Annotated in this window: 25 protein-coding genes; 10 read left to right on the top strand and 15 right to left on the bottom strand. The window is 70.3% G+C overall.

Annotation, left to right across the window (positions count from 1 at the left end):
• Nucleotides 1-133: 133 nt before the first annotated feature.
• A complete protein-coding gene (locus ABZ459_RS17125; RefSeq protein ID WP_352321451.1) occupies nucleotides 134-739 on the top strand; it encodes a TetR family transcriptional regulator in 606 nt (201 codons plus the stop codon).
• On the opposite strand, the gene ABZ459_RS17120 is transcribed toward ABZ459_RS17125, so the two are convergent.
• The 4 genes from ABZ459_RS17120 to ABZ459_RS17105 are packed head-to-tail and all read right to left on the bottom strand — an operon-like array spanning nucleotide 733 to nucleotide 4,555.
• A complete protein-coding gene (locus ABZ459_RS17120; RefSeq protein WP_357971187.1) occupies nucleotides 733-1,782 on the bottom strand; it encodes an ABC transporter ATP-binding protein in 1,050 nt (349 codons plus the stop codon). The two genes, ABZ459_RS17125 and ABZ459_RS17120, sit on opposite strands and share 7 nt — an antisense overlap.
• Nucleotides 1,769-2,575 (bottom strand): ABC transporter permease, encoded by an 807-nt coding sequence (locus ABZ459_RS17115; protein ID WP_357971186.1) that lies wholly within the window; start codon nucleotides 2,573-2,575, stop codon nucleotides 1,769-1,771. Before ABZ459_RS17115 ends, ABZ459_RS17120 begins: the two co-directional genes overlap by 14 nt.
• Complete coding sequence (locus ABZ459_RS17110) at nucleotides 2,568-3,422, bottom strand: ABC transporter permease (protein WP_357971185.1); 855 nt, start codon at nucleotides 3,420-3,422, stop codon at nucleotides 2,568-2,570. The genes ABZ459_RS17115 and ABZ459_RS17110 overlap by 8 nt, the downstream gene beginning before the upstream one ends.
• A gap of 11 nt (nucleotides 3,423-3,433) precedes the next feature.
• A complete protein-coding gene (locus ABZ459_RS17105) occupies nucleotides 3,434-4,555 on the bottom strand; it encodes a spermidine/putrescine ABC transporter substrate-binding protein (protein ID WP_357971184.1) in 1,122 nt (373 codons plus the stop codon).
• A 545-nt stretch (nucleotides 4,556-5,100) separates the two neighbouring features.
• Between ABZ459_RS17105 and ABZ459_RS17100 the strand changes: the two genes are divergently transcribed.
• Together ABZ459_RS17100 and ABZ459_RS17095 are read left to right on the top strand one after the other, a co-directional pair.
• Nucleotides 5,101-6,210 carry a hypothetical protein gene (locus ABZ459_RS17100; RefSeq protein WP_357971183.1) on the top strand — a complete coding sequence of 370 codons (1,110 nt, stop codon included), beginning with the start codon at nucleotides 5,101-5,103 and terminating at the stop codon, nucleotides 6,208-6,210.
• Complete coding sequence (locus ABZ459_RS17095; RefSeq protein ID WP_357971182.1) at nucleotides 6,207-7,166, top strand: SIS domain-containing protein; 960 nt, start codon at nucleotides 6,207-6,209, stop codon at nucleotides 7,164-7,166. Before ABZ459_RS17100 ends, ABZ459_RS17095 begins: the two co-directional genes overlap by 4 nt.
• On the opposite strand, the gene ABZ459_RS17090 is transcribed toward ABZ459_RS17095, so the two are convergent.
• The 4 genes from ABZ459_RS17090 to ABZ459_RS17075 form a co-directional block, all read right to left on the bottom strand.
• Complete coding sequence (locus ABZ459_RS17090) at nucleotides 7,160-7,729, bottom strand: ATP/GTP-binding protein (RefSeq protein WP_357971181.1); 570 nt, start codon at nucleotides 7,727-7,729, stop codon at nucleotides 7,160-7,162. The two genes, ABZ459_RS17095 and ABZ459_RS17090, sit on opposite strands and share 7 nt — an antisense overlap.
• Entirely contained in the window at nucleotides 7,710-8,024 is a 315-nt protein-coding gene (locus ABZ459_RS17085; protein WP_357971217.1) for a DUF742 domain-containing protein, read from the bottom strand. The genes ABZ459_RS17090 and ABZ459_RS17085 overlap by 20 nt, the downstream gene beginning before the upstream one ends.
• A gap of 66 nt (nucleotides 8,025-8,090) precedes the next feature.
• A complete protein-coding gene (locus tag ABZ459_RS17080) occupies nucleotides 8,091-8,513 on the bottom strand; it encodes a roadblock/LC7 domain-containing protein (protein WP_357971180.1) in 423 nt (140 codons plus the stop codon).
• Nucleotides 8,513-11,227 (bottom strand): nitrate- and nitrite sensing domain-containing protein, encoded by a 2,715-nt coding sequence (locus ABZ459_RS17075; RefSeq protein WP_357971179.1) that lies wholly within the window; start codon nucleotides 11,225-11,227, stop codon nucleotides 8,513-8,515. Before ABZ459_RS17075 ends, ABZ459_RS17080 begins: the two co-directional genes overlap by 1 nt.
• Nucleotides 11,228-11,642: 415 nt before the next feature.
• Here ABZ459_RS17075 and ABZ459_RS17070 point away from each other — a divergent pair, with 415 nt between their 5' ends.
• The 5 genes from ABZ459_RS17070 (at nucleotide 11,643) to betA (ending at nucleotide 18,136) form a co-directional block, all read left to right on the top strand.
• Nucleotides 11,643-12,623 (top strand): glycine betaine/L-proline ABC transporter ATP-binding protein, encoded by a 981-nt coding sequence (locus ABZ459_RS17070; protein ID WP_357971178.1) that lies wholly within the window; start codon nucleotides 11,643-11,645, stop codon nucleotides 12,621-12,623.
• Nucleotides 12,620-14,533 carry an ABC transporter permease subunit gene (locus ABZ459_RS17065; RefSeq protein ID WP_357971177.1) on the top strand — a complete coding sequence of 638 codons (1,914 nt, stop codon included), beginning with the start codon at nucleotides 12,620-12,622 and terminating at the stop codon, nucleotides 14,531-14,533. Before ABZ459_RS17070 ends, ABZ459_RS17065 begins: the two co-directional genes overlap by 4 nt.
• On the top strand, nucleotides 14,530-15,507 hold the full coding sequence (locus tag ABZ459_RS17060) for an ABC transporter substrate-binding protein (protein WP_357971176.1): 978 nt from the start codon (nucleotides 14,530-14,532) through the stop codon (nucleotides 15,505-15,507). Before ABZ459_RS17065 ends, ABZ459_RS17060 begins: the two co-directional genes overlap by 4 nt.
• A 71-nt stretch (nucleotides 15,508-15,578) precedes the next feature.
• A complete protein-coding gene (locus ABZ459_RS17055) occupies nucleotides 15,579-16,514 on the top strand; it encodes an ABC transporter substrate-binding protein (RefSeq protein WP_357971175.1) in 936 nt (311 codons plus the stop codon).
• Nucleotides 16,490-18,136, top strand: coding sequence for a choline dehydrogenase (gene betA / locus ABZ459_RS17050; protein WP_357971174.1), 1,647 nt, complete (start codon nucleotides 16,490-16,492; stop codon nucleotides 18,134-18,136). Before ABZ459_RS17055 ends, betA begins: the two co-directional genes overlap by 25 nt.
• Before the next feature lie 7 nt (nucleotides 18,137-18,143).
• On the opposite strand, the gene ABZ459_RS17045 is transcribed toward betA, so the two are convergent.
• Together ABZ459_RS17045 and ABZ459_RS17040 are read right to left on the bottom strand one after the other, a co-directional pair.
• The gene (locus tag ABZ459_RS17045; RefSeq protein WP_357971173.1) at nucleotides 18,144-18,932 is read right to left on the bottom strand and encodes an ABC transporter permease; all 789 of its coding nucleotides are present in this window, start codon (nucleotides 18,930-18,932) and stop codon (nucleotides 18,144-18,146) included.
• Entirely contained in the window at nucleotides 18,929-19,867 is a 939-nt protein-coding gene (locus ABZ459_RS17040) for an ATP-binding cassette domain-containing protein (RefSeq protein WP_357971172.1), read from the bottom strand. The genes ABZ459_RS17045 and ABZ459_RS17040 overlap by 4 nt, the downstream gene beginning before the upstream one ends.
• An 80-nt stretch (nucleotides 19,868-19,947) precedes the next feature.
• Here ABZ459_RS17040 and ABZ459_RS17035 point away from each other — a divergent pair, with 80 nt between their 5' ends.
• Nucleotides 19,948-20,715 (top strand): TetR/AcrR family transcriptional regulator C-terminal domain-containing protein, encoded by a 768-nt coding sequence (locus ABZ459_RS17035; protein ID WP_357971171.1) that lies wholly within the window; start codon nucleotides 19,948-19,950, stop codon nucleotides 20,713-20,715.
• Here ABZ459_RS17035 and ABZ459_RS17030 read toward each other — a convergent pair.
• Nucleotides 20,704-21,156 (bottom strand): MarR family winged helix-turn-helix transcriptional regulator, encoded by a 453-nt coding sequence (locus ABZ459_RS17030; protein ID WP_357971170.1) that lies wholly within the window; start codon nucleotides 21,154-21,156, stop codon nucleotides 20,704-20,706. The two genes, ABZ459_RS17035 and ABZ459_RS17030, sit on opposite strands and share 12 nt — an antisense overlap.
• Nucleotides 21,157-21,230: 74 nt before the next feature.
• Here ABZ459_RS17030 and ABZ459_RS17025 point away from each other — a divergent pair, with 74 nt between their 5' ends.
• Complete coding sequence (locus ABZ459_RS17025) at nucleotides 21,231-21,632, top strand: hemerythrin domain-containing protein (RefSeq protein WP_357971169.1); 402 nt, start codon at nucleotides 21,231-21,233, stop codon at nucleotides 21,630-21,632.
• Here the strand turns inward: ABZ459_RS17025 and ABZ459_RS17020 are convergent.
• The 4 genes from ABZ459_RS17020 to ABZ459_RS17005 are packed head-to-tail and all read right to left on the bottom strand — an operon-like array spanning nucleotide 21,629 to nucleotide 25,858.
• On the bottom strand, nucleotides 21,629-22,207 hold the full coding sequence (locus ABZ459_RS17020; protein ID WP_352321413.1) for an ATP/GTP-binding protein: 579 nt from the start codon (nucleotides 22,205-22,207) through the stop codon (nucleotides 21,629-21,631). The genes ABZ459_RS17025 and ABZ459_RS17020 overlap by 4 nt on opposite strands.
• Nucleotides 22,188-22,550, bottom strand: a complete 363-nt coding sequence (locus ABZ459_RS17015; RefSeq protein WP_125631446.1) for a DUF742 domain-containing protein — start codon at nucleotides 22,548-22,550, stop codon at nucleotides 22,188-22,190. Before ABZ459_RS17015 ends, ABZ459_RS17020 begins: the two co-directional genes overlap by 20 nt.
• Before the next feature lie 26 nt (nucleotides 22,551-22,576).
• Nucleotides 22,577-22,999: a roadblock/LC7 domain-containing protein gene (locus tag ABZ459_RS17010; protein WP_357971168.1), complete on the bottom strand. Its 423-nt coding sequence runs from the start codon at nucleotides 22,997-22,999 to the stop codon at nucleotides 22,577-22,579.
• Between the two features lie 21 nt (nucleotides 23,000-23,020).
• On the bottom strand, nucleotides 23,021-25,858 hold the full coding sequence (locus ABZ459_RS17005; protein ID WP_357971167.1) for a nitrate- and nitrite sensing domain-containing protein: 2,838 nt from the start codon (nucleotides 25,856-25,858) through the stop codon (nucleotides 23,021-23,023).
• Nucleotides 25,859-26,018: the final 160 nt, after the last annotated feature.

Here is a 26,018-nt window from a genome sequence, read left to right as displayed (position 1 = left end):
GACATCGTGAACTCCGGGGGAACTCGTCAAATTGAAGAGGAATTCAAATACTCATCTAGCGTGAAGCGCAAGTTAAGTGCACTATGGTCACGGCCGATCTGAATGGTGACCAAACGCACGGGGGGTGGTGGTCGTGGCCCAGCGCAAAAGCCGTAGTGACCGGCGCATCGACTTGATCGAGGCCGCGCGCCGGGCCATCATCCGCCATGGCATCGACGGTGTACAGCTCTCGCACGTCGCCGAGGAGGCCGGTCTGACCTCCGGAGCCGTGCTCTACCACTACCCCGACCTGGGCGAACTGCTGGTCGAGGCGCAGCACGCGGGCATGGAGCGGTTCTACGAGCTGCGCATGCGCCGCCTGGCCGACTTCACCGACCCGGTCGAGAAGCTGGTCGTCACGATCCGGTCGGGGTTGCCGACCGGGCCGCTCGACCCCGACGTCCGCCTGCTCAACGAGCTGGGCGGCGCCGCGGGCCGCAACCGGGTCTACGGCGTGCTGCTCACCTCGCTGTACGACCGCCAGGTGTCGATGTACCAGGCGATCCTGGACACCGGGGCCGCGCTCGGGGTCTTCCGGCTGACGGCCGACTCCGTGACCATCGCGCGCAACCTGGTGGCCCTGGAGGACGCCTACGGCTACCGCATCACCGCCAGGCACCCGCTGATCGGCCCCGACGAGGCGGCCGAGCTGATCCTGTCGTACGCGCGGGCGGCGACGGGCAACGACCTGGCTCATTGATCGACCGCCATGATGACGGCGTCCTGGGCCTCCCAGCGCACCTTCACCTTGGCGCCCGGCTGCACCGTGCTCGCCCCCTGCACCGCGGCGAGCACGGGCTTGGCCCGTCCCGGCACGTCCACCGAGATGTGCGAGACGCCGCCGTAGAAGCTCACGTCCAGGACGCTGCCCTTCAGGCCCCTCGCCGCGCTCTCGTCGGCCAGCTCGATCTTCTCGGGCCGCACCGCGAGCAGCGCCTTGGAGTCGGCGGCCAGGTCTTCGAGCGGCGTGCCGGCCAGCATGCCGAACTCCTCGCTCTTGATCCCGTCCAGGCCGGTGCAGACGCCCTCGAAGAGGTTGTTCGCCCCGACGAAGTCGGCCACGAACGGCGAGCGCGGGCGCTCGTACAGGGCCACGGGGGCGTCCACCTGGCGCACGCTGCCGCTGTCGAAGACCGCGATGCGGTCGGCCAGCGACATGGCCTCCTCCTGGTCGTGCGTGACGACCACGAAGGTGATGCCGACCTCGCTCTGCAGCCGCTTGAGCTCCAGCTGCATGTCCGCGCGGACCTTCTTGTCCAGGGCCGACAGCGGCTCGTCGAGCAGCAGCAGCCGCGGCCGCTTGACGATGGAACGGGCCAGCGCGACCCGCTGCCGCTGGCCGCCGGACAGCTGCGCGGGCTTGCGGGAGGCGTGCGCCGACAGGCCCACGGTCTCCAGCACCTCGCCGACCCGCTGCTTGATCTCCTGCCGGGGCAGCTTCTCCCGCTCCAGGCCGTAGGCCACGTTCTTGGCCACGGTCATGTGCGGGAACAGCGCGTACGACTGGAACATGAGGCTGATCGGCCGCCGGTTGGGCTGCTTGGACAGCAGGTCCTCGCCGTCGAGCGTGACCGTGCCGGCGTCCGGCGACTCGAACCCGGCGATGATGCGCAGCAGCGTGGTCTTGCCGCAGCCGGAGGGCCCGAGCAGGGCGAAGAACTCGCCCTGCTCGATCTCCAGCGAGACGCCGTCGAGCGCGGTGACGTCACCGAACCTGCGGGTGACCCCGTCAATCCTGAGCACGTGATTTCCCGATCTTGGTCATCCGCTGCCCGGCGATCACCGCCGTGAAGCTCACGAGGAGCAGGATCGCGGCCAGCGCGTTGATCTTCGGGGTCACCCCGAAACGAACCATTGAGTAGATGACGATCGGCAGCGTCGGCTCGGCGTTGCCGATCGTGAAGAAGGCGATCACGAACTCGTCCAGCGACAGCGTGAACGCCAGCAGCGCCCCGGCGACGATCCCGGGCACCAGCTGCGGCAGCGTGACCTTCATGAACGTGACCACCGGCCCGGCCCCCAGGTCACGCGAGGCCTCCTCAAGCGAGGTGTCGGCGTTGGTGAGCCGGGTGCGCACCACCGCCGCGACGAACGCCATCGAGAACACGGCGTGCGCGATGGTCACCGTGGGCAGGCCGAGCGCGAACTGGGCGTCCCACTGGGCCAGGAAGGTGTTGATCAGGGCGTACAGGACCAGCAGCCCGATCCCGAGCACCAGGTCGGGCAGCACGGCCGGCATGAGCGAGATCGCGTCGAGGAGCTTCGACTTGGTGTACCGGGCCAGGCCGACGGCCAGCAGCGTGCCCAGCACGGTGGCGATCGCCGTCGAGCCGAGGGCCACGATCAGCGTGTTGACCAGGCCCTCCCGGATCTTCTCGTCGGCGGCCAGCTCGCCGTACCACTTGAGGCTGAAGCCCTCGTAGGTGTAGGCCGACTTGCCGGAGTTGAAGGACATGACGACCAGGACGATGATCGGCACGTACAGGAAGGCGTAGGTCGCCCAGAAGGGCACGTACAGCAGCTTGGGTCTACGCACGGCGGGCCGCCCACGCCTGCACCAGCAGCAGCAGGATCAGCACCGCGATCAGCGCCAGCACCAGCGCCGAGCCGAACGGCCAGTCGCGCGCGACCAGGAACTGGTTGCGGATCAGGTTCCCCACCATGATGGACTTGTTGCCGCCGAGCATCTCGGGGATGACGAAGTTGCCGAAGCTCGGCACGAACACGAACATCGCCCCGGTCAGCGCGCCGGGCAGGGTGAGCGGCAGCGTCACCTTCCGGAACGTGGTGAACGCCGAGGCCCCGAGGTTCGCCGACGCCTCGCGCAACTGCGGGTCGAGCTTCTCGATCGAGGAGAACAACGGCAGCACCATGAGCGGCAGGTACGAGTAGAGCAGCCCGGTGACGATCGCGCCCTGGGTGTACAGCAGCTCCATTTCCTTGCCCAGCAGGTTGCTGAGCAGTCCCTGGCTGCTGAGCATGATGATCCAGGCGTAGACGCGGATGATGAAGTTCGTCCAGAAGGGCAGCACGATCGCCACCAGGGCGATCGTCTTCCACTTCGACGGGAGCTGGGCGATCAGGTACGCCGTCGGGTAGCCGAGCAGCAACGCGATCAGCGTGGCGATCGTCGCCATCTTCAGCGAGTCGCCGACGACGTTCAGGTAGAGGGAGTCGAACAGACGCTGGAAGTTCTCCAGCGTGAACTCGTAGACGATGCCCCCGAAGCGCCCCCGCTGGAAGACGGTGTAGCTGAGCACCAGCGCCAGCGGCACGAGGAGGAGCACGACCAGGTACGTCAGACCTGGCGACAGGAAAACGAACGCGCCCAGCCGGCGACCCCGCGTACGGGACACCGGCCGGGCCTTGACCTCGGATCTCACTGCACCAACGACTATCCGGCCGTGACTTCCTGCGACAGGCGGCTGAACTTGGTCGACGCCTGCCCCAGGTCGATGATCGACTCACCGTTGAGCAGTTCCGCCGGCTTGATGTCCAGCAGCGAGCCCTTGGGGATGGTCACCTTGTCCATGGCGGCCTTGTTGGGGACCTTGTAGTTGATGTTCTCGGCCGCCCAGCGGTGGATCTCCGGGTCGAGGATCATGTTGATGAAGGCGTGGGCCGCCTCCTTGTTCTTGGAGGACTTCATGATCACCATGGTGTCCACCCAGAGGTCGCTGCCCTCCTTCGGCACCACGAACTTGATGTTCTGCTTCTCGTCCGTGGTCGGGCACCAGCCGTCCCACGCCTCGACCATGATGGCCTCGCCGGACTTCAGCCGGTCGCCGAAGGTGGTGTCGTCGTAGCGCAGCAGGTGCGGCTTCTGCGAGACCAGGAGCTCCTTGGCCTTGGCGATCTCCTCGTCCTTCTCGGTGTTGACCGAGTAGCCGAGCGCCTTGAGCGCGGGCAGGACCAGCCAGCGCTCGGTGGTCATCATGGTGACCTTCTTCTCGGCCCAGGAGGCGGGCTTGAGGATGTCGTTCCAGCTGGTCGGCGGCGTCTTCACCAGGTCGCTGCGGTAGCAGATGCCGGTGGTGCCCCAGGTGTAGGGCACCGAGTACTTGTTGCCCTTGTCGTAGGAGAGCTGGGTGGCCTCGGGGTAGAGATTGGCCAGGTTGGGGATCAGCTCGGCGTGGATGGGCTCCAGCAGGCCCTGGGCGTTGAGCGCCTGGGCGTACTGGCCGGACACGAACGCCACGTCGATGCCGCTGTCGCCGGAGGCGGTCAGCTTGGCCATCGCCAGCTCGTTGGTGTCGTGGTTGGTGATCCCCATCTCCTTGACCTTGAGCTGCTGCTTGACCTTCTCGGGCAGCTCCTCCGGGGTGTACCCCGGCCAGACGGTCACCTGGAGCGACTGCTTGGTCAGGTCGGCGTTGGGCTGGAGCTGTTCGGCCTTTGCCGCGGTCGTGCCGTCTGAGCTGCTCGACGACCCACCGCCGCACGCCGCGACGGCTAGCGCGAGGCCGGCCACCGCCACGGCGGCCGGAAGACGACGGGTGAACCGGTTACGGGACACGGCCGCTACTCCTTCTGGTGCTGAGGATTGAGGGGTCGCGCGACCTTACTGGACACGGCAGACCAGAGCAGGAGTGTTGCAGCAGAAATCAACATGAGCAAGACTTTTCCCGACATTGCTACCAGGAAGTTTGATCAGAGTGTTGAATCGAGATTCAATAACGGAGTCGCCTCATCCCGGTCCGTGAGGGACCTCTCACCTCGCGTACGGACCGCCTTTGGGCCGCGCTCTTCGCGCCATCTCTCCCAGCCGTAATCTATCGGCTCGGGAGCGCGCAATCCCTGGCGGGTGCTCAGCGAACGGGCGAACGATCCGGATCCGCCCAGAGCGGGTCATCGCTCGCGGTGACACCGCGCGGACCGTGCTCGCGCACGGAGACAGGGGCGGCCCGGAGCGAGCACCGGGGGCGTGACCGTACCCTCCTGACCGGCGCAGGCGCTTTTTCCCTAATGCGATGACGGGCCCCGAAGAGGGCGAAGTTGCAGCGGTAATCAACATGAGCGAGACTTCCTTCCACACGTCGATCGGGAACCATGGTCAATCTGTTGAACTGGGATTCAATTGCGCCCCGGCTCGCCGCCCTCGCGGCGGAGCCCGTCTCCGACCGGGATCACGGCCTGTCCACGAGCCTGCTGCGGGCGCTGGCGCACGACCCGCCGCACCCGTTCGCCGTCCGCCGGTTCCATGACCTTCCCGTCCTCGCGGCGACGGCCGCCGAGCGCGGGTTCGGGCCGCACGTCGACCAGACCAACCACTCGGTCGTGGTGGACGAGCGGATGGTGGTGAAGTGGCTGGCCCCGCCGGTCCCGCTCCCCCACCCGACGCCCGAGATCTTCGCCCACCTCGTCGAGGTCGGCTTCACCGGCACCGCGCCCCCGTACCTGGCCCTGACCCGCGCGTCGGACACCGGCGAGGAGCTGCTCGCGCTGGTGACGGGCTACCTGCCCGAGGCGCGCGACGGCTGGGAGTGGTGCGTGGACGAGGCCGAGTCGGGCGGCACGGAGTTCGCCGGCGAGCTCGGCCGGCTGGCCGCCGACCTGCACGTCGCGCTGTCCACGCTGCCCGGCGGCTCGTCCGCGCGGCAGGCCGACCCGGCGGCGCGGGCCGCGGACGCGCTGGCCGAGGCGCTGGCCCTCACCGGCGGCGAGGACGGCGAGTGGCTGGCCGCGCGGGCCGGCGCCCTGGCCGGCGAGCTGGAGCCGCTGCGCGCGGGCTTCGCGGGCCCGGTGATCAGGATCCACGGCGACCTGCACGTGGGCCAGGTCCTGCGGTGGCGCGACGGGTACGCCGTGATCGACTTCGACGGCAACCCGACCGTGGCCGACACCGTCGTGCGCCAGCCGGCCGCCAGGGACGTCGCCCAGCTCACCACGAGCCTGGAGCACGTGGCCCAGGTCGCCGTCAAGCGCCGGGGCACCCCGCCCGCCCACGCCGCGGCCTGGGCGGCGCGGGCCCGCACCGGCCTGCTGGACGCCTACCGCGGCCGCCTGTCCGGCCTCGGCCGGTCCGACCTGCTGGACGAGACCCTGATCCGCCCGTTCGAGGTCGAGCAGGAGTGCCGCGAGCTGATCTACGCCGCCCGCCACCTGCCCCGCTGGCGCTACGCCCCCATGGGCGTGCTGCGCACCTGGTACCCCGAGGAGAACCTGCCGTGAATCCCGAGCTCTACCTGGCCGACCTGGAGGCCAAGCCCGCCGCCCTGGCCGCCCTCGCCGACGGGCTGCGCGCCGCCGATCCCTTCGCCGGGCTGCCCGAGGGCGTGCGCCGGGTGCTGTTCCTCGGCATGGGCAGCTCCCGGTACGCCGCCGGGGTGGCGGCCCTGCGCCTGCGCGCGGCCGGCGTGGACGCCTACGCCGACTACGCCTCGGCCGCGGCGACCTACCCGGCCGGGCCGGACACGCTGGTCGTGCCGATCTCGGCCACCGGCGGCAGCCGCGAGACCCTCGACGCCCTCGCCCGCTACGCCGGGGGCCCGTCGTACGTGGCCGCGATCACCAACGTGCCCGGCTCGCCCGTCACCGAGGCGGCCGACCTGGTCGTCCCCATGGGCGCGGGCGAGGAGCGCGGCGGCGTGGCCTGCCGGACGTTCCAGCACACGCTGGCGCTGCTGCTGGCGCTCGAAGCCCGGCTCACCGGCGCGGGAGGCGACCTGCCCGCGCTGCTCACCCGGGCCGCCGAGGCCACCCGCGACCTCCTGGACCGCCGGGACGAATGGCTCCCGCTGACCATGGAGCTCCTGGACGGGCCCGACGGCGTCCACACGATCGCCCCCGTCGAGCGGCTGTCGTCGGCCGAGCAGTCGGCGCTGATGTTCCGCGAGGGCCCGCGCCGCGCGGCCGACGCCTGCGAAGCGGGCGACTGGTCGCACGTGGACGTCTACCTCACCAAGACCCTCGACTACCGGGCGCTGCTCTTCCCCGGCTCCCGCTACGACGAGCAGGCCATGGACTGGGTGCGCGAGCGCGGCTCCACGGTGATCTCCGTGGGCGGCGAGGTGAAGGACGCCGCGGCGGCGATCCGCTACGCGCACGACGACGACCCCGACGTGGCACTGCTCACCGAGACGCTGGTGGCCGAGCTGGTGGCCGCGTACTGGTGGAACGCTCAGTAGGGGCGGGCGCCGATCACGTGCTCGACCAGGGTGATCAGGGTGTTCTTGACCGACTGGCGGGCACGCGCGTCCGTGCGCACGATGGGCACCTGCGGTGAGAGCGTGAGCGCCTCGCGCACCTCGCTCTCCATGTGCGGGAACCGTCCGTCCCAGCCGTTCAGGCCGACGACGAACGGCAGCCCGGCCTCCTCGAAGTAGTCGACGGCGGGGAAGCTGTCGGCCAGGCGGCGGGTGTCGACCAGGACGACCGCGCCGATGGCGCCGCGCACCAGGTCGTCCCACATGAACCAGAACCGGTGCTGGCCCGGCGTGCCGAAGAGATAGAGGATCAGGTCGCGTTCGAGGGAGACGCGGCCGAAGTCCATCGCGACCGTGGTGGTGGACTTGCCCGGCGTGTGCGCGAGGTCGTCGATGCCGGCCGAGGCGTCCGTCATCACCGCCTCGGTCGTCAGCGGCACGATCTCCGACACCGCGCCGACGAACGTGGTCTTCCCCACGCCGAACCCGCCCGCCACGACGATCTTCGTCGAGGTGAGCGCTGGGCTAGAGCCGGCGAAGTCCACTCAGGACCCTTTCGAGCAGCCTGCGGTCCGGCAGCCCGGCCTCCAGCTGCGGCTGGTAGACCTTGACCAGCCCGTCGCCCTCCATGTCGGCGACCAGCACCCGCGCGACGCCGAGCGGCACGGCCAGCAGCGCGGAGATCTCGGCCACCGAGCGCACCTGGCGGCACAGCTCGCTGATCGCGCGGTACTCGCGGGTATAGGTCATGCCGAGCCGGGCCGAGGTCGCCGACGAGACCAGCGCCTCCATGGCCAGGCCGGTGCGCGGCGCCGTCCTGCCGCCGGTGACGGCGTACATGCGCACCAGCGAGCTGCGCTGGGGCTCCGGCTCCCCGTCATGCCACGATGCCAACGTCCACTCCCATCACCAGGGGCGCGCGGATGACAACTCTGCCCGTACGGCAGGGGTCAGCACCTGCCCCGTGCGTTCCACCAGAATCGTCATCTGGTACGCCACCAGGCCCATGTCACAGTCCGGCGCGGCCAGCACCGCCAGACACGAACCGTCGCTGATCGACATCACCAGCATCAGCCCGCGTTCCATCTCCACCAGGGTCTGCGTGACGCCGCCGCCCTCGAAGACCCGCGCCGACCCCTGCGTGAGGCTGACCAGCCCGGCCGCGATGGCGGCGAGCTGGTCGGCGCGGTCCTTGGGGAAGCCGCGGGAGAAGGCCATCGGCAGGCCGTCGGCGGAGACGACCACGGCGTGGGCCACGCCGGGCACCTCCTCGACGAACGCGCTCACCAGCCAGTTGATGTCCCTGGCCCCCTGGCTCAGTTCCTTCATCAGTCCTCCTCTAGCTCGGCTCGGCCCTTGCGCACGCCCTGCTGGTAGCTGGCCAGCCGGCTGCGCAGCCGGTCGGGGGACGGCGGCGGAACCGGCGCGGGCGGCGGCTGGGGAACCGCGGTACCCGGCACCAGATTCGCTCGCGGCGTGCGCTTGGGCAGGCCGGAGTTCGTGGTGCCGCCTCTGGCGGGCTCGGCGGTCGTGTTCGCCGCCTGCCAGCCCTGGTCGGCGGGCGATGACCAGGCCGGGTCCCGCCGGTCGGCGGTCGGCGCGGCCTTGCTGAACCAGCTGCTCTCCTCGACCGAGGCGAAGATCGGCAGGAACTCGTTCCCGGCCGCCGGCTCGGCCCCGGCCGGCTCGGGCCCCGTGGCGAACGACGGGTACGACGCGCCGGACGCGGACGGCTGCGGCTGCGGCTGCTCGACCGACTGCGAGGAGGACGAGGTGAACCAGGACGACTCGGACGCGGACGGCATGGGGTCGAACGACGGGTGCCCGTAGGCGGGCATCGGTGCCGTGGGCGGCGCGTACGGCTCGGCGCCCTGGAAGGGCTCGGCACTGTGGAAGGGCTCGGCGCTGTGGAAGGGCTCGGCGCTCTGGAAGGTGTCGGCACTTCGGAAGGGCTCGGCGCTTCGGAAGGGCTCGGCGTTCGGGAAGGACTCGGCGCGGGCCTGGTCCGGGCGGCCCATGGCGGTCATGGCCGGGGTGTGCGCGGCCGCGGCCATCGAGCCGTGCAGGTGCCCGGCCATCGAGCCGGGGACGGCGGCGAGCAGCATCTCCGGGATCAGCACCATCGCGGTCAGCCCGCCGATGTCCTGGCGGCGGAGCTGCACCTTGATGCTGTGCCGCAGCGCGAGCCGCCCGACCACGAACAGGCCCATCCGCCGCGACACGGACACGTCCACGACCGGCGGGTTGGCCAGCCGCCAGTTGGCCTCGGCCAGCTCCTCGGGGGTCATGCCGATGCCGTTGTCGGTCACCGAGACCATCAGCCCGCCGCCGTCGATGCGGCTGCTGGAGATGATCACCTTGGTGTCCTTGGAGGAGAACGAGACCGAGTTCTCGACCAGCTCGGCCAGCAGGTGCACCACGTCGGTGACGGCCTGCCCGGCGATGGCGACGTCCGACTGCGCCTGGACGCTGACCCGGTCGTAGCTCTCGACCTCGCCGAGCGCCGCGCGCACGATGTCCATGAGCTCGACCGGCTCGCTCCACTTGCGCGCGGCCTCCTGACCGGCCAGCACCAGCAGGTTCTCGCTGTTGCGGCGCATGCGGGTGGCCAGGTGGTCGAGCTTGAACAGGTCGCCGAGGCGCTCGTCGTCGCGCTCGCCGCGCTCCAGGCGCTCGATCAGGGTGAGCTGCCGTTCGACCAGGGTCTGGCTGCGCCGCGACAGGTTCACGAACATGGCGTTGACGTTGGAGCGCAGCCGCGCCTCGTCGCCGGCCAGCCGGACGGCCTCGCGGTGCACCTCGTCGAAGGCGCGGGCGACCTCGCCGACCTCGTCCTTGGAGAAGATGCCGATGGGCGGCACCTCGGCGTCGACCGCGCCGTCGCGCGACTCGCGCAGGTGCTGGACGAAGTCCGGCAGGCGGCGCCCGGCGATCTCCAGCGCCTCGCCGCGCAGCCTGCGCAGCGGCCGGACCAGCGACCGGGCCACGCCGGTGGTGATCAGCAGGACGGCGACGAGCAGCGCGAGCACCGCACCCGCGATGACCAGCGCCCGCCGTTGCTCCTCGGCGCTGAGCGTGCCGCTGCGCGCCACGATCCCGGCGGCCTGGCGCTGCTCGACCTTGCGCATGGAGTCCACGACGACGTTGGAGGCGTCGAACCACTCCTTGGCGTCGTCGCGCTTGGCCAGGTCCAGCCCGCGCAGCGGCAGCGAGGCCGAGGCCCTGATGAGCACCAGCTCGCGCAGGAACAACATGCGGTCGGCGCTGCGGCCGTTGACGGTCTCGTCGAAGAAGCGGCGCTCGTCGGCGGTTGCCTCGGAAGCGAAACCCCTGCGGTCGGCGGTCTCGGCGGACAGCTCACCGAGGAAACGTTTGAGCTGGTCCTGGCCGAAGGCGCCCTCGACGAGGACGGTGGTGAGCAGCGCCTGCTGGTAGGAGACGCTCTCCTTCGCCCTGGCCAGGCCGTCCAGCATGCGGGTCTGGCGGAACAGCTCGTCGTCGGAGCTGCCCTTGATCAGTTCGGTGTGGATGGAGAGAAGTTCGCCGATCACCGTGGTGTAGAGGTCGACCGCGGGGCCGGGCAGCAGGTCGGCGTCCATCGCCTGCTCGCGCAGCGAGGTCAGGTCGTCCAGGCGGCTGAGCATGTTCTCGATCTGGTCGGCGGTACGGCCCTCGACGTCGGCCAGGATCTGCTGGGCGGTGCCGCGTACCTCCCTGATGGCGACGTCCACCTGGTCCATCTGGGACCGGACGCCGCCGAGCCCGGTCATGGGCCGGTTCCTGGCGATGTACCAGGCGGTCTTGGCCCGCTCACCGGCGAGCTGGTGGGTCAGGTCGCCCACCTGCTCCGACAGCACGGCTAATCGGTTCGTCCGGTCGTAGTCGGCGGCGGCGCCCGTCGAGGACAGCACCTGGACGCCGCCCAGCAGCACGGCGGCGGCGGTCGGCACCAGGATGAGGGCGACCAGGCGCGCACGTACGCGCCAATTGCGCAGGCGCCAGTTGCCTTCGACGGCCTGTCGCTCGCCCAGCTGTGTTGTCACCGAACGCACCTCGCCCGAATCGGCGTATTTGTCAGGGCTGTGGCCCTTGAGAGAAATCAGCAAGTGCGGGTAATTGGAACACATCCTAAGCGGAGGTGGCCACCCGCACATATCGGTGCGAAATTCAACTTCTGTGCCCAGTGGGACGAAAGCTGGAGCCCCATCTCGCCGTCTGTCCAACCAGAAATAACCCCCTATACCTTCATATGTCCGGGTATGGGCGTTTAGCGCGTTCCAGGCGCATAACACGGGAGGAGCAGCCAGGTCTCTCCCAGGTCACAGCGTTGAGATTTGCGTTATTCACCGCATATGTTGAGCCCCGGCAATCGAGGAGGCGAGGGTGCGGGATTCTCCCGACAGCGCGGCTATCAGCGTCGAAGGGCTTTGGAAGATCTTCGGATCCAGGGCGCAAAAGGTGCTGGACAGCGAGGACAGACACCTCGACCCCGCCGCTCTGCGAGAGAAGACCGGTTGCACCGCCGCCGTCCGTGACGTGAGCTTCGAGGTGCGCCCCGGCGAGGTCTTCGTCGTCATGGGCCTGTCGGGAAGCGGCAAGTCCACCCTCGTACGCTGCCTGACCAGGCTCGTCGAGCCCACCGCCGGCCGCATCAGCATCGGCGGCGAGGACGTCGGCCGCGCCTCCCCCGCCAAGCTGCGCGAGCTGCGCCGCCACCGGGTCAGCATGGTCTTCCAGCACTTCGGCCTGCTGCCGCACCGCAAGGTCATCGACAACGTCGCCTACGGCCTGGAGATCCAGGGCACCCCCAGGGCCGAAAGGCACGCGCGGGCCGCCGAGATCCTCACCCTCGTCGGCCTCGACGAGTACGCCGGCTCCTACCCCGACCAGCTCTCCGGCGGCATGCAGCAACGCGTCGGCCTGGCCCGCGCGCTGGCCGTCGATCCCCAGGTCATGCTGTTCGACGAGCCGTTCAGCGCGCTCGACCCGCTGATCCGGCGCGACATGCAGACCGAGGTGATCCGGCTCCACCGCGAGGTCGGCAAGACGATGGTGTTCATCACCCACGACCTGTCCGAGGCGCTCAAGCTGGGCGAGCGCATCGCCATCATGCGGGCCGGCTCGATCGTGCAGCTCGGCACGGCCGAGGAGCTGGTGGGCGCGCCGGCCGACGACTACGTGGCCGACTTCGTCCGCGACGTGCCGCGCAGCCATGTGCTGACGCTGCGCTGGATCCGCCGCGCGCCCGAGCCCGGCGAGCCGCTGGACGGCCCCCAGCTCCCCGCCACCACCCTGGTCAAGGACGCCATCGCCGCGGCCTCGGCCTCCTCCCGCCCGATCCGGGTGATGGACGGCGACGAGCTGACCGGCGTCGTGGACCGCGTGGACCTGCTGTCCTTCCTCGCCGGCGCGGACGCCGCGGTAAGGGCAGGCGCGTGAGCACCACCGCGGTCAGCGCCCCCACCAGGCTCAAGATCCCCAGATGGGCCGGTCCCGCCGGGGTCGCAATCCTGTTCGCCGTGGCGTACCTGGTCTTCCGCGGCACCGGCACGTTGCCGCACGACAAGGAGGCGCCGCAGTTCCTGGCGGTCACCGAGCTGCGTGAATGGATCGACGACCACCGCAACGAGAGCCCGCTCTTCCTGTACTTCCTCAACTACGTCCGGCTGTTCGTCGACGGCGTCTACACCTTCTTCCAGGCCGTGCTCACCGCGCTGAACTGGCCCGGTCTCATCGGCGTCCTGGCCGCGCTGGCCTGGCTCGCGGGCGGCTGGCGCATCGCGCTGCTCGCGGCGGCGGGCGTGGGCGCGTTCGGGGTGCTCGGCCTGTGGCAGTCGAGCGTGGACACGCTGGCGCTGGTCGCGGCCTCGGTGCTGCTGTCGCTGGCGGTCGGCGTGCCGCTCGGCGTCTGGGCCGGGCTGTCGGCACGGGTGCGCCGGGTGCTGACGCCGGTGCTCGACGTCATGCAGATCATGCCGACGTTCGCCTACCTGGCGCCGCTCGTGCTGTTCTTCCACATCGGCGCCCCGGCCGGGGCGATCGCGACGATGATCTACTCGATCCCGCCCGCGATCCGGATCACGGCGCTGGCCGTCGAGGGGGTCTCCGCCACGGCGGTCGAGGCGTCGGCGTCGCTCGGCGCGACCCGCCGTCAGACGCTGTTCAAGGTGCACCTGCCGCTGGCCCGCCCGACGATGGCGCTGGCGGTGAACCAGACCATCATGATGGCGCTGTCCATGGTCGTGATCGCCAACCTGATCTCGGCCCCCGGCCTCGGCGGCGACATCATCCGCGGCCTGTCGCGGGCCCAGGTCGGCATCATGCTCCCGGCGGGCCTGGCCATCGTGGTCATGGCCGTCGTGCTCGACCGCATGCTCATGTCGGTGGCCCGCCGCGAGGCACACGCGGCGCTCGGCCGGCCGGACCTGGTGGTCGCGGCGGCGCTGGCGGGCGCGGGAGTGGCGGCCGGGCTCGCGCTGCCGGCCGGCTGGCCCGACGGCCTGACGGTCACCTTCGCCGGCGCGGTGAACGACGCCGTCCGCTGGGCGGAGACGACCTGGTACCCGGTCACGACGTTCGTCAAGGATCTGACCTCGGCCTTCCTGCTCAACCCGCTGGAGGGCCTGCTCACCTCCGCCCCGTGGTGGCTGGTCGCCCTCGCGGTGCTGGCCCTGGCCTGGCGGGTGAGCGGGGTACGCCCGGCGCTGACCGCGCTCGGCTGCCTGCTGGCGATCGCGCTGCTCGGCGTGTGGGAGCACGCCATGCAGACGATGACCACGGTCGCGGTGGCGGTGCTCGTCACCCTGGTCGTCGGCCTGGTGCTGGGGGTGGCCGCGGCCCGCTCGCCGCGTTACTCGGCCGTCCAGCGCCCGCTGCTGGACGCCGCCCAGACCATGCCCGCGTTCGTCTACCTGCTGCCGGCGCTGGCCCTGTTCGAGACGACCCGGTTCACCGCGATCTTCGCCTCGGTCATCTACGCGGTGCCGCCCGTGGTGCGCCTGGTCGAGGACGGCATCAGAGGGGTGCCCGGCACGGTCGTCGAGGCGGCCGCGTCGGCCGGCTCGACCCCGGGCCAGCTCCTGTGGAAGGTGCAGCTCCCGATGGCGCGGCGGGCCATCCTGCTCGCCGCCAACCAGGGCATCGTGATGACGCTGGCCATGGTCGTCGTCGGCGGCCTGGTCGGGGCGGGCGCGCTCGGCTACGACGTGGTCGTCGGCTTCTCCCAGCGCACGGATTTCGGCATGGGCTTCGTGGCGGGCATCGCGACCGTCCTGCTCGGAGTCATGCTCGACCGCATCACGCAGGGCGCCGACAGGCGCCCTTCCCCCCGAAAGAGGAAGCGCACATGAAGATTCGCCTGCTCGCAGGCCTGCTCGTTGTCGGCCTCACCGCCGTGGGTTGCGGCGGTGGCGCCAAGGTGGAGACCTCCCCCAGCTCCGCCGCCCCGTCGGCCGGCGCCGCCTCCGGCGCGGCGACGACGGGCACCGTCAAGATCGCGATCAACCCGTGGGTCGGCTACGAGGCCAGCGCGAACGTCGTCGCCTACCTGCTCAAGAACGAGCTCAAGTACGACGTGCAACTGCCCGAGATCAAGGAGCAGGTCGCCTGGGAGGGCTTCGAGACGGGCGACGTGGACGTCATCATCGAGAACTGGGGTCATCCGGACCTGAAGAAGAAGTTCATCGACGAGAAGAAGGTCGCGCTCGCGGCGGGCTCCACCGGCAACAAGGGCGTCATCGGCTGGTACGTGCCCAAGTGGATGGCCGACAAGTACCCGGACATCACCGACTACAAGAACCTGAACAAGTACGCCGACCTGTTCAAGACGTCGGAGTCCGGCGGCAAGGGCCAGCTCCTCGACGGCGACCCCAGCTACGTCACCAACGACGAGGCCCTGGTCAAGAACCTGAAGCTGAACTTCAAGGTGGTGACCGGCGGCAGCGAGGCGGCCCTGCTCAAGGCGGCCGAGCAGGCGCAGGCGCAGAAGAAGGCGCTGCTGTTCTACTTCTGGACGCCCCACTGGCTGTTCGACAAGGTCGAGCTGACCCGGGTGAACCTCCCCCCGTACACCGAGGGCTGCGACGCCGACGCCAAGAAGGTCGCCTGCGACTACGCCGAGCTCGATCTCGACAAGATCGTCAGCAAGAAGTTCGCCGACACCGGCGGCAAGGCGTACGAGCTGGTCAAGAACTTCAGCTGGACCAACGAGGACCAGAACGCGGTCGCCAACGACATGACCAACAACGGCCTGACCGGCGAGCAGGCCGCCAAGAAGTGGGTCGAGGCCAACACCGCCAAGTGGCAGGCCTGGCTCCCCAAGTGACCCCTCTTGACCGCGTCTTCGCCGGCCGCCCGCCGGCTGGGCCGGCGAAGACGCGGTCGCGGAGACCTCTCATGCGAACCAAGAAGCTGGCCGGGCCGCTGCTCGCGGCCCTGCTCCTGACGTCCTGCTCCGGCGGCGCCCCCGAGACCGGGGTCGCGGCCAAGGGCACGGTCAACATCGACGTGCACGCCTGGGTCGGGTACGAGGCCCAGGCCGCCGTGCTGGCCTACCTGCTCGAACACGAGCTGGGCTACAAGGTCAACACGCGCAAGAACAACGAGAGCGATTCCTGGCGCGATTTCGAATCCGGCAAGGTCGACGTGATCGTCGAGAACTGGGGACACAACGACCTGAAGAAGGAGTACATCGAGCAGAAGAAGGTGGCGCTGTCGGCCGGCCTCACCGGTAACAAAGGCGTGATCGGTTGGTACGTCCCCGAGTGGATGGCCAAGAAATATCCCGACATAACCGACTACCGGAACCTGAACAAGTACGCGCACCTATTCCGGACCTCCAAAACCGGGAATTTGGGTCAGGTGCTCGACGGGGACCCGACATTCGTCACCAACGACGAGGTTCTCATCAAGAACCTCGGCCTCGATTACAAGGTCGTCTACTCCGGCAGCGAGGACGCGCTGATCAAGGCCGCCCAGTCGGCGGCCCGCACTCGCACGCCCCTGCTCATGTATTTCTACGAGCCGCAATGGCTGTTCACCAAGGTCAAACTGGTCAAGGTCAACCTGCCCCCGTACGCGGTCGGGTGCGACGACGTGCCCGCCAAGGTCGCCTGCGACTACCCGCCGTACCTGCTGGACAAGATCGTCAGCAGGCGGTTCGCCGAGCGCGGCGGGAAGGCGTACGAGCTGGTGCGCAACTTCACCTGGACCAACGACCACCAGAACGCCGTGGCCGCCGAGATGATCAACGGGAAGAAGTCCGCCGAGCAGGCCGCCCGGCAGTGGGTGGAGGAGAACAAGATCGTGTGGAAGGACTGGATCCCGCGTTGAGCTTCGACTTCGTCATCGTGGGCGGCGGCTCGGCCGGCTGCGCCCTGGCCAACCGGCTGAGCGCCGACCCGTCGGTGTCCGTGCTGGTGCTGGAGGCGGGCCGGCCGGACTACCTCTGGGACGTCTTCATCCACATGCCGGCCGCGCTGATGTTCCCCATCGGCAGCCGGTTCTACGACTGGAAGTACGAGTCCGAGCCGGAGCCGCACATGAACGGCCGGCGCATCTACCACGCGCGCGGCAAGGTCCTGGGCGGCTCCAGCAGCATCAACGGGATGATCTTCCAGCGCGGCAACCCGCTCGACTACGAGCGCTGGGCCGCCGATCCCGGCATGGAGAGCTGGGACTACGCCCACTGCCTGCCCTACTTCAGGCGCATGGAGAACTGCCTGGCCGACCCCGGCTCGCCCTTCCGGGGCGGCGACGGCCCGCTGAAGCTGGAGCGCGGCCCGGCCCGCGGCCCGCTGTTCGAGGCGTTCTTCGAGGCCGTCCAGCAGGCCGGCCATCCGCTCACCGACGACGTGAACGGCTACCGCCAGGAAGGCTTCGCCGCCTTCGACCGCAACGTCCACCGGGGCCGCCGGCTCAGCGCGGCCCGCGCCTACCTGCATCCGGTGCGCCGCCGTCCCAACCTCACGGTCAGGACGCGGGCCCACGTGGAGAAGGTGCTCTTCGAGGGGACGCGGGCGGTGGGCGTCCAGTGCGGCGGCGAGCGCATCGAGGCGCGCGAGGTCGTGCTGTGCGGCGGGGCGATCAACACCCCGCAGCTCCTCCAGCTCTCCGGGGTCGGGCCGAAGGCGCTCCTGGAGTCCGTGGGTGTCCAGGTGGTCCACGACCTGCCGGGCGTCGGCGAGAACCTCCAGGACCACCTGGAGGTCTACGTCCAGCACGCCTGCACGCAACCGGTCTCGCAGCAGCCGTCGCTGGCGATGTGGCGGCGGCCGTTCATCGGCGCCGACTGGCTGTTCCTGCGGCGCGGCCCCGGCGCCACGAACCACTTCGAGGCGGGCGGGTTCATCCGCTCGAACGACGACGTCGCGTACCCGAACCTGATGTTCCACTTCCTGCCGATCGCCGTGCGCTACGACGGCTCGGCCCCGGCCGGCGGCCACGGCTACCAGGTGCACATCGGCCCGATGTACTCCGACGCCCGCGGCTCGGTGCGGATCCGGTCGGCCGACCCGCGCGACAAGCCCGCGCTGCGCTTCAACTACCTCTCGACCGAGCAGGACCGCCGCGAGTGGGTGGAGGCCGTCAGGCACGCCCGCGCCATTCTGTCCCAGCCCGCCTGGGCCGGCCTGGACGGCGGCGAGATCTCCCCCGGCCCGGACGTACGGACCGACGAGGAGATCCTGGCCTGGGTGGCCAAGGACGGCGAGACCGCCCTGCACCCGTCGTGCACCTGCAAGATGGGCGTGGACGACCTGGCCGTGGTCGACCCCGGCACCATGCGCGTGCACGGCCTGGACGGCCTGCGCGTCGTGGACGCCTCCGCCATGCCGTACGTCACCAACGGCAACATCTACGCCCCGGTCATGATGCTCGCCGAGAAGTCCGCCGACCTGATCCTCGGCAACACCCCCCTCGCCCCCGACACCACGGCCTTCCACCGCCACGCCTGAGCCGGTCTCACCGGTCCAGGCGCTGGTACAGGCGGACGGACAGCACGAAGAAGACGACGGTGATCGCCACCGGCCACAGCACCGCCATCGGCACGGCGTGCTGGGCCACCCACGAGTCGCCGCCCCAGCCCGGGTTGCCGAACAGCTGCCTGGCGGCGGCGACCGTGGAGGAGAGCGGGTTCCACTCCGAGATCGCGCCCAGCCAGCCGGGCATGGTGCCGGGCGCGACGAAGGCGTTGGACAGGAACCCGATCGGGAACTCCAGCGTCTGGATCGCGACCACCGCGCCCGGCTCGCGGGTGAGCAGGCCGAGGTACATGCCCGCCCACAGCAGGGCGAAGCGCAGGAGCAGCAGCAGGCCGATCGCACCCAGCGCGCCCCCGGCCGACGCGGGCCGCCAGCCCACCGCCAGGCCGCACAGCAGCAGCCCGCCCAGGATCAGGACCGAGTTGAGCAGGTCGGCCACGGCCCGCCCGATCAGCACGGCCGAGGGCGCCATGGGCATCGACCGGAAACGGTCCGTGACGCCCTTGGAGACGTCCGAGGACACGGCGATCATGGTGGAGCTCAGGCCGAAGAGCATCGTCATGCCGTACATGCCGGGCATCAGGAAGGCGAAGTAGTCGGCCCCCGCGGGCACCTCGACCGCGCCGCCGAACAGGTAGCCGAAGGCCAGGGTGATCACCACGGGGAAGAGCACCCCGAAGACCACCGTCATGGGCTGGTTGGCCCAGTGGATCAGGTCGCGGCGGGTGACGGTCCAGCCGTCGGCCAGCGCCCATCTGAGTGCGGTCATCGATCGCCTCCCGCGGTCGTCAGGTTCAGGAAGACCTCGTCGAGGGTCGGACGGCGCAGCGCGACGTCCGCGGCCTCGATGCCGGCCGCCGAGAGCGCGGGCAGGACCCGGGTGAGCGCGCTCACGCGGTCGGCCACCGGGGCGCTGACGTGCCGGGTGTCCCGGTCGATCTCGGCGGGGCCCGCCGACGCCCCCGAGAGGATCGCTGCCGCCTCGTCGAGCCGCGCCGGGTCGTTGATCACCACGTCGAGCCGGTCGCCGCCGAGCTTGGACTTCAGCTCCTCCGGCGTGCCCTCGGCCACCAGCCGGCCGGAGTCGATCACCGCGACGCGGTCGGCGAGCTGGTCGGCCTCCTCCAGGTACTGGGTGGTCAGCAGCACGGTCGTGCCGCCCGCGACCAGCTCGCGCACCGCGTTCCAGATCCCGGCGCGGCTGCGCGGGTCGAGACCGGTGGTGGGCTCGTCGAGGAAGAGCACGGGCGGCGCCAGGATCATGCTCGCGGCCAGGTCGAGCCGGCGGCGCAGGCCGCCGGACAGCTCCTTGGCCGGGCCGTCGTGCCCGGTCAGGCCGAAGCGCTCCAGCAGCTCGGCGGCCCGGGCGCGGGCGGCCGACGCGCTCAGGTGGTAGAGGCGGCCGAACAGCTCCAGGTTCTGCCTGCCGGTCAGGATCTCGTCCACGGCCGTCTGCTGGCCGACCAGGCCGATGGCGGCGCGGACCCGGCGGGGCTCGGCCGTCACGTCGAACCCGGCCACCTCCGCCCGGCCGGCCGAGGGACGGAGGAGCGTGGTGAGGATGCGGACGGCGGTGGTCTTCCCGGCGCCGTTGGGCCCGAGCAGGCCGTAGACGGTGCCCGCGGGCACGTCGAGATCGATGCCGTCCAGCGCCGTCTTGGAGCCGTACGTCTTGCGCAGGCCCTGGGCGAGCACTGCGGACATGGCCACCTCCCTGTCGAATCGTACGGTGTACCGTACAACATACGATCGACGCGTGCAACCGTACGGTGTACCGTACGAGGGTGACTGTTGAGTACCCGGGTAAAGGCGACCCGGCCCGCAGCCTCGCGCTGCTGTGGCGGACGAGCGAACGGGCCAGCCGCAAGGGCAAGCCGGAGCTGAGCGTCGAGCGCGTCGTCCGCGCCGCCATCGACGTGGCCGACGCCGAGGGGCTGGCGGCGCTGTCCATGCGCCGGGTGGCGGAGAAGCTGGGCGTGGGCACGATGTCGCTCTACACGTACGTGCCGGGCAAACCCGAGCTGCTCGACGTCATGCTCGACACCGTCTACGGCGAGACCGCCCGCCCCGAGGACGTGCCGGGCGGCTGGCGGGCCCGGCTGGAGCTGATCGCCCGCGAGAACTTCGCCCTCTACCTGCGCCACCCATGGCTGCTCCAGGTGGCGTCGAGCCGCCCGGTCCTCGGCCCCAACGTCACCGCCAAGTACGACTACGAGCTGCGCGCCGTCGACGGCATCGGCCTGACCGACCTGGAGATGGACTCGGTGATCACGCTGGTCACCGGCTTCGTGCACGGCACCGCCAGGGGCGCGGTGGAGGCGGCCCAGGCCGAGAGCCTGACCGGCATGACGGACATGCAGTGGTGGGCCGCGCACGCGCCCTTCCTCAGCCGGATCTCCGACCCCGCCATGTTCCCCACGGCCTCGCGCGTCGGCCAGGCCGCCGGGGAGGCGCTGCAGGCCGCCTACAGCCCGGAGCACGCCTTCGAGTTCGGCCTCCAGCGCGTGCTCGACGGCGTCGAGGTGCTGGTCAACAGCCGGTCAGCGGGCTGACAGCGCCTGCTCGTAGGCCAGCAGGGTGCGCACGAACGTCTGCCGCTCCTGCGGCGTCAGCGGAGCGAGCGCGGCCCGCCAGGCCGTGGCGCCGTAGCCGAGCCATTCGGTGATCGCCTCCTGGTGGGCCGGGGCGATGCTGACGATCGTGCGGCGCCGGTCGGCGTCGTCCTCGCGACGTTCCAGCACGCCCTTCCTGCTCAGCTCGCCCACCATCAGGCTCACCGTGGCCGGCGCCACCTCCAGGCGCCCGGCCAGCTCGTTGACCGTCGTCGGGCCGTCGAACAGCAGGTAGGCCAGCAACGACAGGTGCCGGGGAGCCAGCGACAACGACTGCAGCGCCTCGGGCACCTTGAGCCGCTTGGCCCGGCCCACCATGCGCGGCATCAGGAGCAGCAGCGTCCTGATGCCTTCGTCCACGCTCAAGCCGTCGGTTGACATCGCCAATACCTTGCTGTCTAAATTAGCTTTGTTCACAAAGCTAATTTGTCGTCGTCTGGGCAAAGGATAGTGACATGGACGAGCGGGTGCGGGCCTTCGGGGACGAGCTGGTCAAGGTGCACGACTGGTTCAGGGGCGAGCTGGCGGCACTGCGCGCCGGCGGGGCGGTCACCGACGACCTGCGGGCACACTGCCTGACCTTCTGCGACGCGCTGAGCTTCCACCACTCCGGCGAGGACCGGGTGGCGTTCCCGTACCTGGAGGGCACGCGCCCGGAGCTGAAGGAGGCGCTCGACCGGCTGCGCCGCGAGCACGAGGTGATCGCGGCGCTGGTCGAGGAGCTGCGCGCGGCGAGCGACCCGGCGACGATCGAACGCGTCGCCGCCGAGCTGGAGAGCCACTTCGACTATGAGGAGCGGGCGCTGGTGCCCGTGCTCAACTCGCTGGAGAGCGTCCCGTGGGCGGTCGGCGGCTAGCGGACGGGGGCCGCGCGCAGCCGTACGACGTGCTCGACCAGCGAGATCAGCGTCGTCTTGACCGACTCGCGGTTGCGCGCGTCGGTGCGCACGATCGGCACGTGCGAGCCCAGCGCGAGCGCCTCGCGCACCTCGTCGTCGGTGTGCGGGAACTGCCCGTCCCAGCCGTTGATGCCCACCACGAACGGCAGCTTGGCCTCTTCGAAGTAGTCGATCGCGGGGAAGCTGTCGGCCAGGCGGCGGGTGTCGAGCAGCACGACCGCGCCGATGGCGCCGCGGACCAGGTCGTCCCACATGAACCAGAACCGGTGCTGTCCGGGCGTGCCGAACAGGTACAGGATCAGGTCGCGGTCGAGCGAGAGCCGGCCGAAGTCCATGGCGACGGTCGTGGTCTGCTTGTTCGGCGTCAACCCGAGGTCGTCGATGCCCGCGGACGCGTCGGTCATCACCGCTTCCGTGGTGAGCGGGAGGATCTCGGACACCGCCCCCACGAACGTCGTCTTGCCGACGCCGAACCCACCAGCGACGACGATCTTCGTCGAAGTGAGCCCGGGGCTAGAGCCTGCGAAGTCCACTGAGCACCCTTTCGAGCATGTTGAGGTCTGGCTGTCCCTGGCTGAGGCGCGGCTGGTGCAGGCGGACGAGACCTTCGTCTGACATGTCCGCCACAAGCACCCTCGCCACGCCCAGCGGGACGCGGAGCAGGGCCGAGATCTCGGCGACCGACCGGAACGTCCTGCAGAGCTGCATGATGGCCTCCTGCTCGGGGGTGAGCATGGCCATCTCGTCGTCCGGGATCGACATCGACGAGATCAGCGTCTCCATCGCGAGGTGATACCGCGGCTCGGAACGGCCGCCGGTCACCGCGTAAGGACGGAACAGGGGCTCGTCGTCCCCGGTCCCGTCACTGCCGTACACGGCCCTCTCCCATCAGTTCCATCACATCACCGGGTCCTGGCGGCCTGGAGCTCCGCGCGCAGGGCCGGCGTGAGCGCCTGTCCCGCTCTGTCTACCAGCAGCGTCATCTGGTACGCCACCAGCCCCATGTCACAATCAGGACCCGCCAGCACCGTGAGCACGGAGCCGTCGCTGATCGCCATGACCAGGAGCAGCCCGCGCTGCATCTCGACGACGGTCTGCGACACCGCGCCACCCTCGAACACCCTGGACGCGCCCACCGTCAGGCTCAGCAGACCGGCGGAGACCGCCGCGAGCTGGTCGGCCCGGTCCGGCGGGAAACCCTCGGAGGCGGCCAGGCACAGGCCGTCCGCCGAGACGACCACGGCGTGCGCGACCCCCGGAGTGTTGCGCACGAAGTCGGTGATCAGCCAGTCGAAGCGGTTGGCCTCATGGCTCAGCGTTGTCACGCATCCTCCCCAGCGGGACGCTTACTCACTCTGTTCCTCCTGTCCACGTACTTCCTGGCGGCCCCGTTGCACACCCTTCTGGTAGCTGGCCATGCGGCTGCGCATCCGGTCTGCTGAGACCGGTGGCGCCGGCGGCGGCGACTGCTGAGCCTGCTGCTGAGCGGGCTGGCTGGCCGTGCCGGGGACCAGATTGGCCTTGGGGGTGCGCTTGGGGAGCCCCGCGGCGGTCACGCCGCCGAGGCTGGGCTCGCTGGCTTTGGCCGCCGCACGCCAACCGGCGTCCGCGGCCGTCTGCCACGCTTCCTCCCCAGAGGGTACGGCTTGCGCGGGCCTCGCCTCACCGCCGTTCTCACCGGACGAGGGCGCCTCGGGCGCCGACTCCCCCGGCGGCCTGCGGAACCACGCGGACTCCACCGACGCGAAGATCGGCAGAAACTCCTCCTGCTCCGGCTCCATCGGCGAGACGTCCACCGAGGGCGCCGGATCGGGACGGCGTACGTCGTTCGTCCCGTAGTTCGTCGCGTACGGCGGCGGCGTCGGGAACGTCCCGCCGCTCGCCGGGTACGACGGGAACGAGCCGGTGCCCGACGACAGCGACGGGTAGCCCCCGGAGTCGAACGAGGACGGCTGCCGCCGGTAGGAACCGCCGTCGGTGTCGGCCGTGAAACCGTTGACCGGACGGCCCGGGTCGGAGTTGAACGCCCCGAGCCCGTGCCTGGGCGCCGGCGGTGGCGGTGGCGGTGGCGGGTTGTCGAAGGACGGCGGCCCGGCGGGGGCGCTGTCGAAGGCACCCGAGGGCGCCGAGGGCGCCGAGGGTCCGGTGCCGAACCTGGCCGGGTCGCCCGGAGCCGGCCTGGCCCCGTTCGCCTCGACCGAGTCGAAGCTGCCGAACGACCGGAACGAGCCGTTCGGCGTCGGCGGCGGCACGGTGCCGCCGCCGAACGCCGGGCGTTGCGGCAGCGGCTGCTGCATGTTGTCGGCGATCAGCGTGGGCGGCAGCAGCACCATGGCGATCAGGCCGGCGCCCTCGCCCTTGCGCAGCTGCACCCGGATGCCGTGGCGCAGCGCCAGCCGGCCGACCACGAACAGGCCCATGCGGCGGGAGACCGACACGTCCACGACCGGCGGCTCGGCCAGGCGGCGGTTGGCCTCGGCCAGCTCCTCCTCGGTCATGCTGATGCCGGAGTCGCTCACCGACAGCAGCGCGCCGCCGCCCTCGATGAGGCTGCTGGAGACCAGGACCTGGGAGTTGCTCGGGGAGAACTGGATGGCGTTCTCGACCAGCTCGGCCACCAGGTGGACGAGGTCGTTGGCGGCGCTGCCCTGCACGGACGTGGCCCGGTGGACCTTGACCTGGACGCGCTCGTAACCCTCGACCTCCGACAGCGCGGCGCGCACGACGTCGACCAGCTTGGCCGGCTGGCTGCGCCGGCGGGTGGCCTCGTGGCCGGCGAGGACCAGCAGGTTCTCGGAGTTGCGGCGCATGCGGGTGGCCAGGTGGTCGAGCTTGAACAGGTCGGCCAGCCGGCCGCCGTCCTGCTCGCCCTTCTCCAGGCCGTCGATCAGCGAGATCTGCCGCTCGACCAGCGTCTGGGTGCGGCGCGAGAGGTTGACGAACATCGAGCTGATGTTGCTGCGGAGCTCGGCCTCCTCGCCGGCCAGGCGCACGGCCTGGCGGTGGACCTGGTCGAAGGCCCGCGCGACCTCGCCGATCTCGTCCTGGCCCTCGACCTCGATCGGGCGCACCTCGGTGCTGGCCTCGCCCGAGACGCGGAGCTGGCGGACCACGTCGGGGAGCCGGAAGCCGGCGATCTCCAGGGCCTCCGTGCGCAGCCGGCGCAGCGGGCCGACCATCGAACGGGCGATGGCCACGGTGAGCAGCAGCACGATCAGCAGCAGCGCCAGGATCAGCACGCCGGCGATGATGGCGTTGCGGATCTCGGACTCGCGCAGCTCCTGGCTGCGCAGGTTCACCTTGTCGGCGAGGTCCTTCTCGATCTCGTGCAGGACGCCGATCGCGACCTTGTTGTCGTTGAACCACTGCTCGCGGGCGTTGGACCGGGAGGAGATCAGGTTGTCGGCGATCCGCACGCCCGGCGCCCGGCCGCTGGCCAGGGTGACCGCGCGGGCCTTGGTGAGCTGGACGTTGACGTACTCGTTCTTGCCGGTCAGCAGCTTGGACAGCTGCAGGCCGATCTCGACGCCGGCCTCGGCGCCCACGGTGGTGATGTCGCTCTGCTCACGGGCGTTGGAGGCGATGAACCGCTCGACCTCCTTGGCGTCGACGCGCTCGACGTTGTAGGAGTTCTTCAGCAGCTGCACGCGCTGGCGGGACATCTCCTCCTTGGCCTGCGCGAGCGCGCTCAGGGCGCGGAAGTGGCCGATGATCTGGGAGTCGTCCGACAGCAGCGAGAGCTCGTCGTGCAGCTTGAGCAGGGTGTCGGTCAGGAAGTCGTACCGGATGGTGTCGGCCTGGCCCTCGGCGCGGATCTTGGCCAGCCGGTTGAGGTCGTACTTGGCCTGGCCGGCGGCCTTGACGACGCGTTCGCCGTAGGACTCGTCCATGGTGTCGAGGTCCGCGCGGACGCTGGTGACCAGCTTGTCGACCGCGGCCTTGTACTCGCCGAGCTCGCCGGCCTTGGACTTGCGCAACTTGGGATAGGCGCCGATCCAGCCCCCCGTGTCACGCTCCAGACCGAGTGCCTGGACCAGGTCCCGGATCCGGCCGGCCTGCTCGGCCGCGGTGGCCGTGCGGTCGTAGTCGCCGATGCTCTGGACCGAGCCGACCACACGTGCTCCCCCGAGCACGACGCCGGCGATGGTGGGCACGAGGATGAGCGCCGTCAGACGCCATCTCACGCGCCAGTTCCGCAGGCCGATGCGAGGCAGCGACCGCTTCCCGCGGTCCCGCCTCGCGGCATGGCCGCTGTCGGAGTTCCCCGTGATCACTGCTTTCGCTACCCCTCAATCGTCCCGTTCAACGACGGGTGTTCAAGCCGTCCACAAGGTATCCGCAGCA

Origin of the sequence: Nonomuraea sp. NPDC005692 (assembly GCF_040631115.1) — a bacterium.
Lineage (GTDB): Bacteria > Actinomycetota > Actinomycetes > Streptosporangiales > Streptosporangiaceae > Nonomuraea.
The sequence above is the reverse complement of the archived record's forward strand: the minus strand, read 5'-3'. Positions and strand labels throughout refer to the sequence as shown.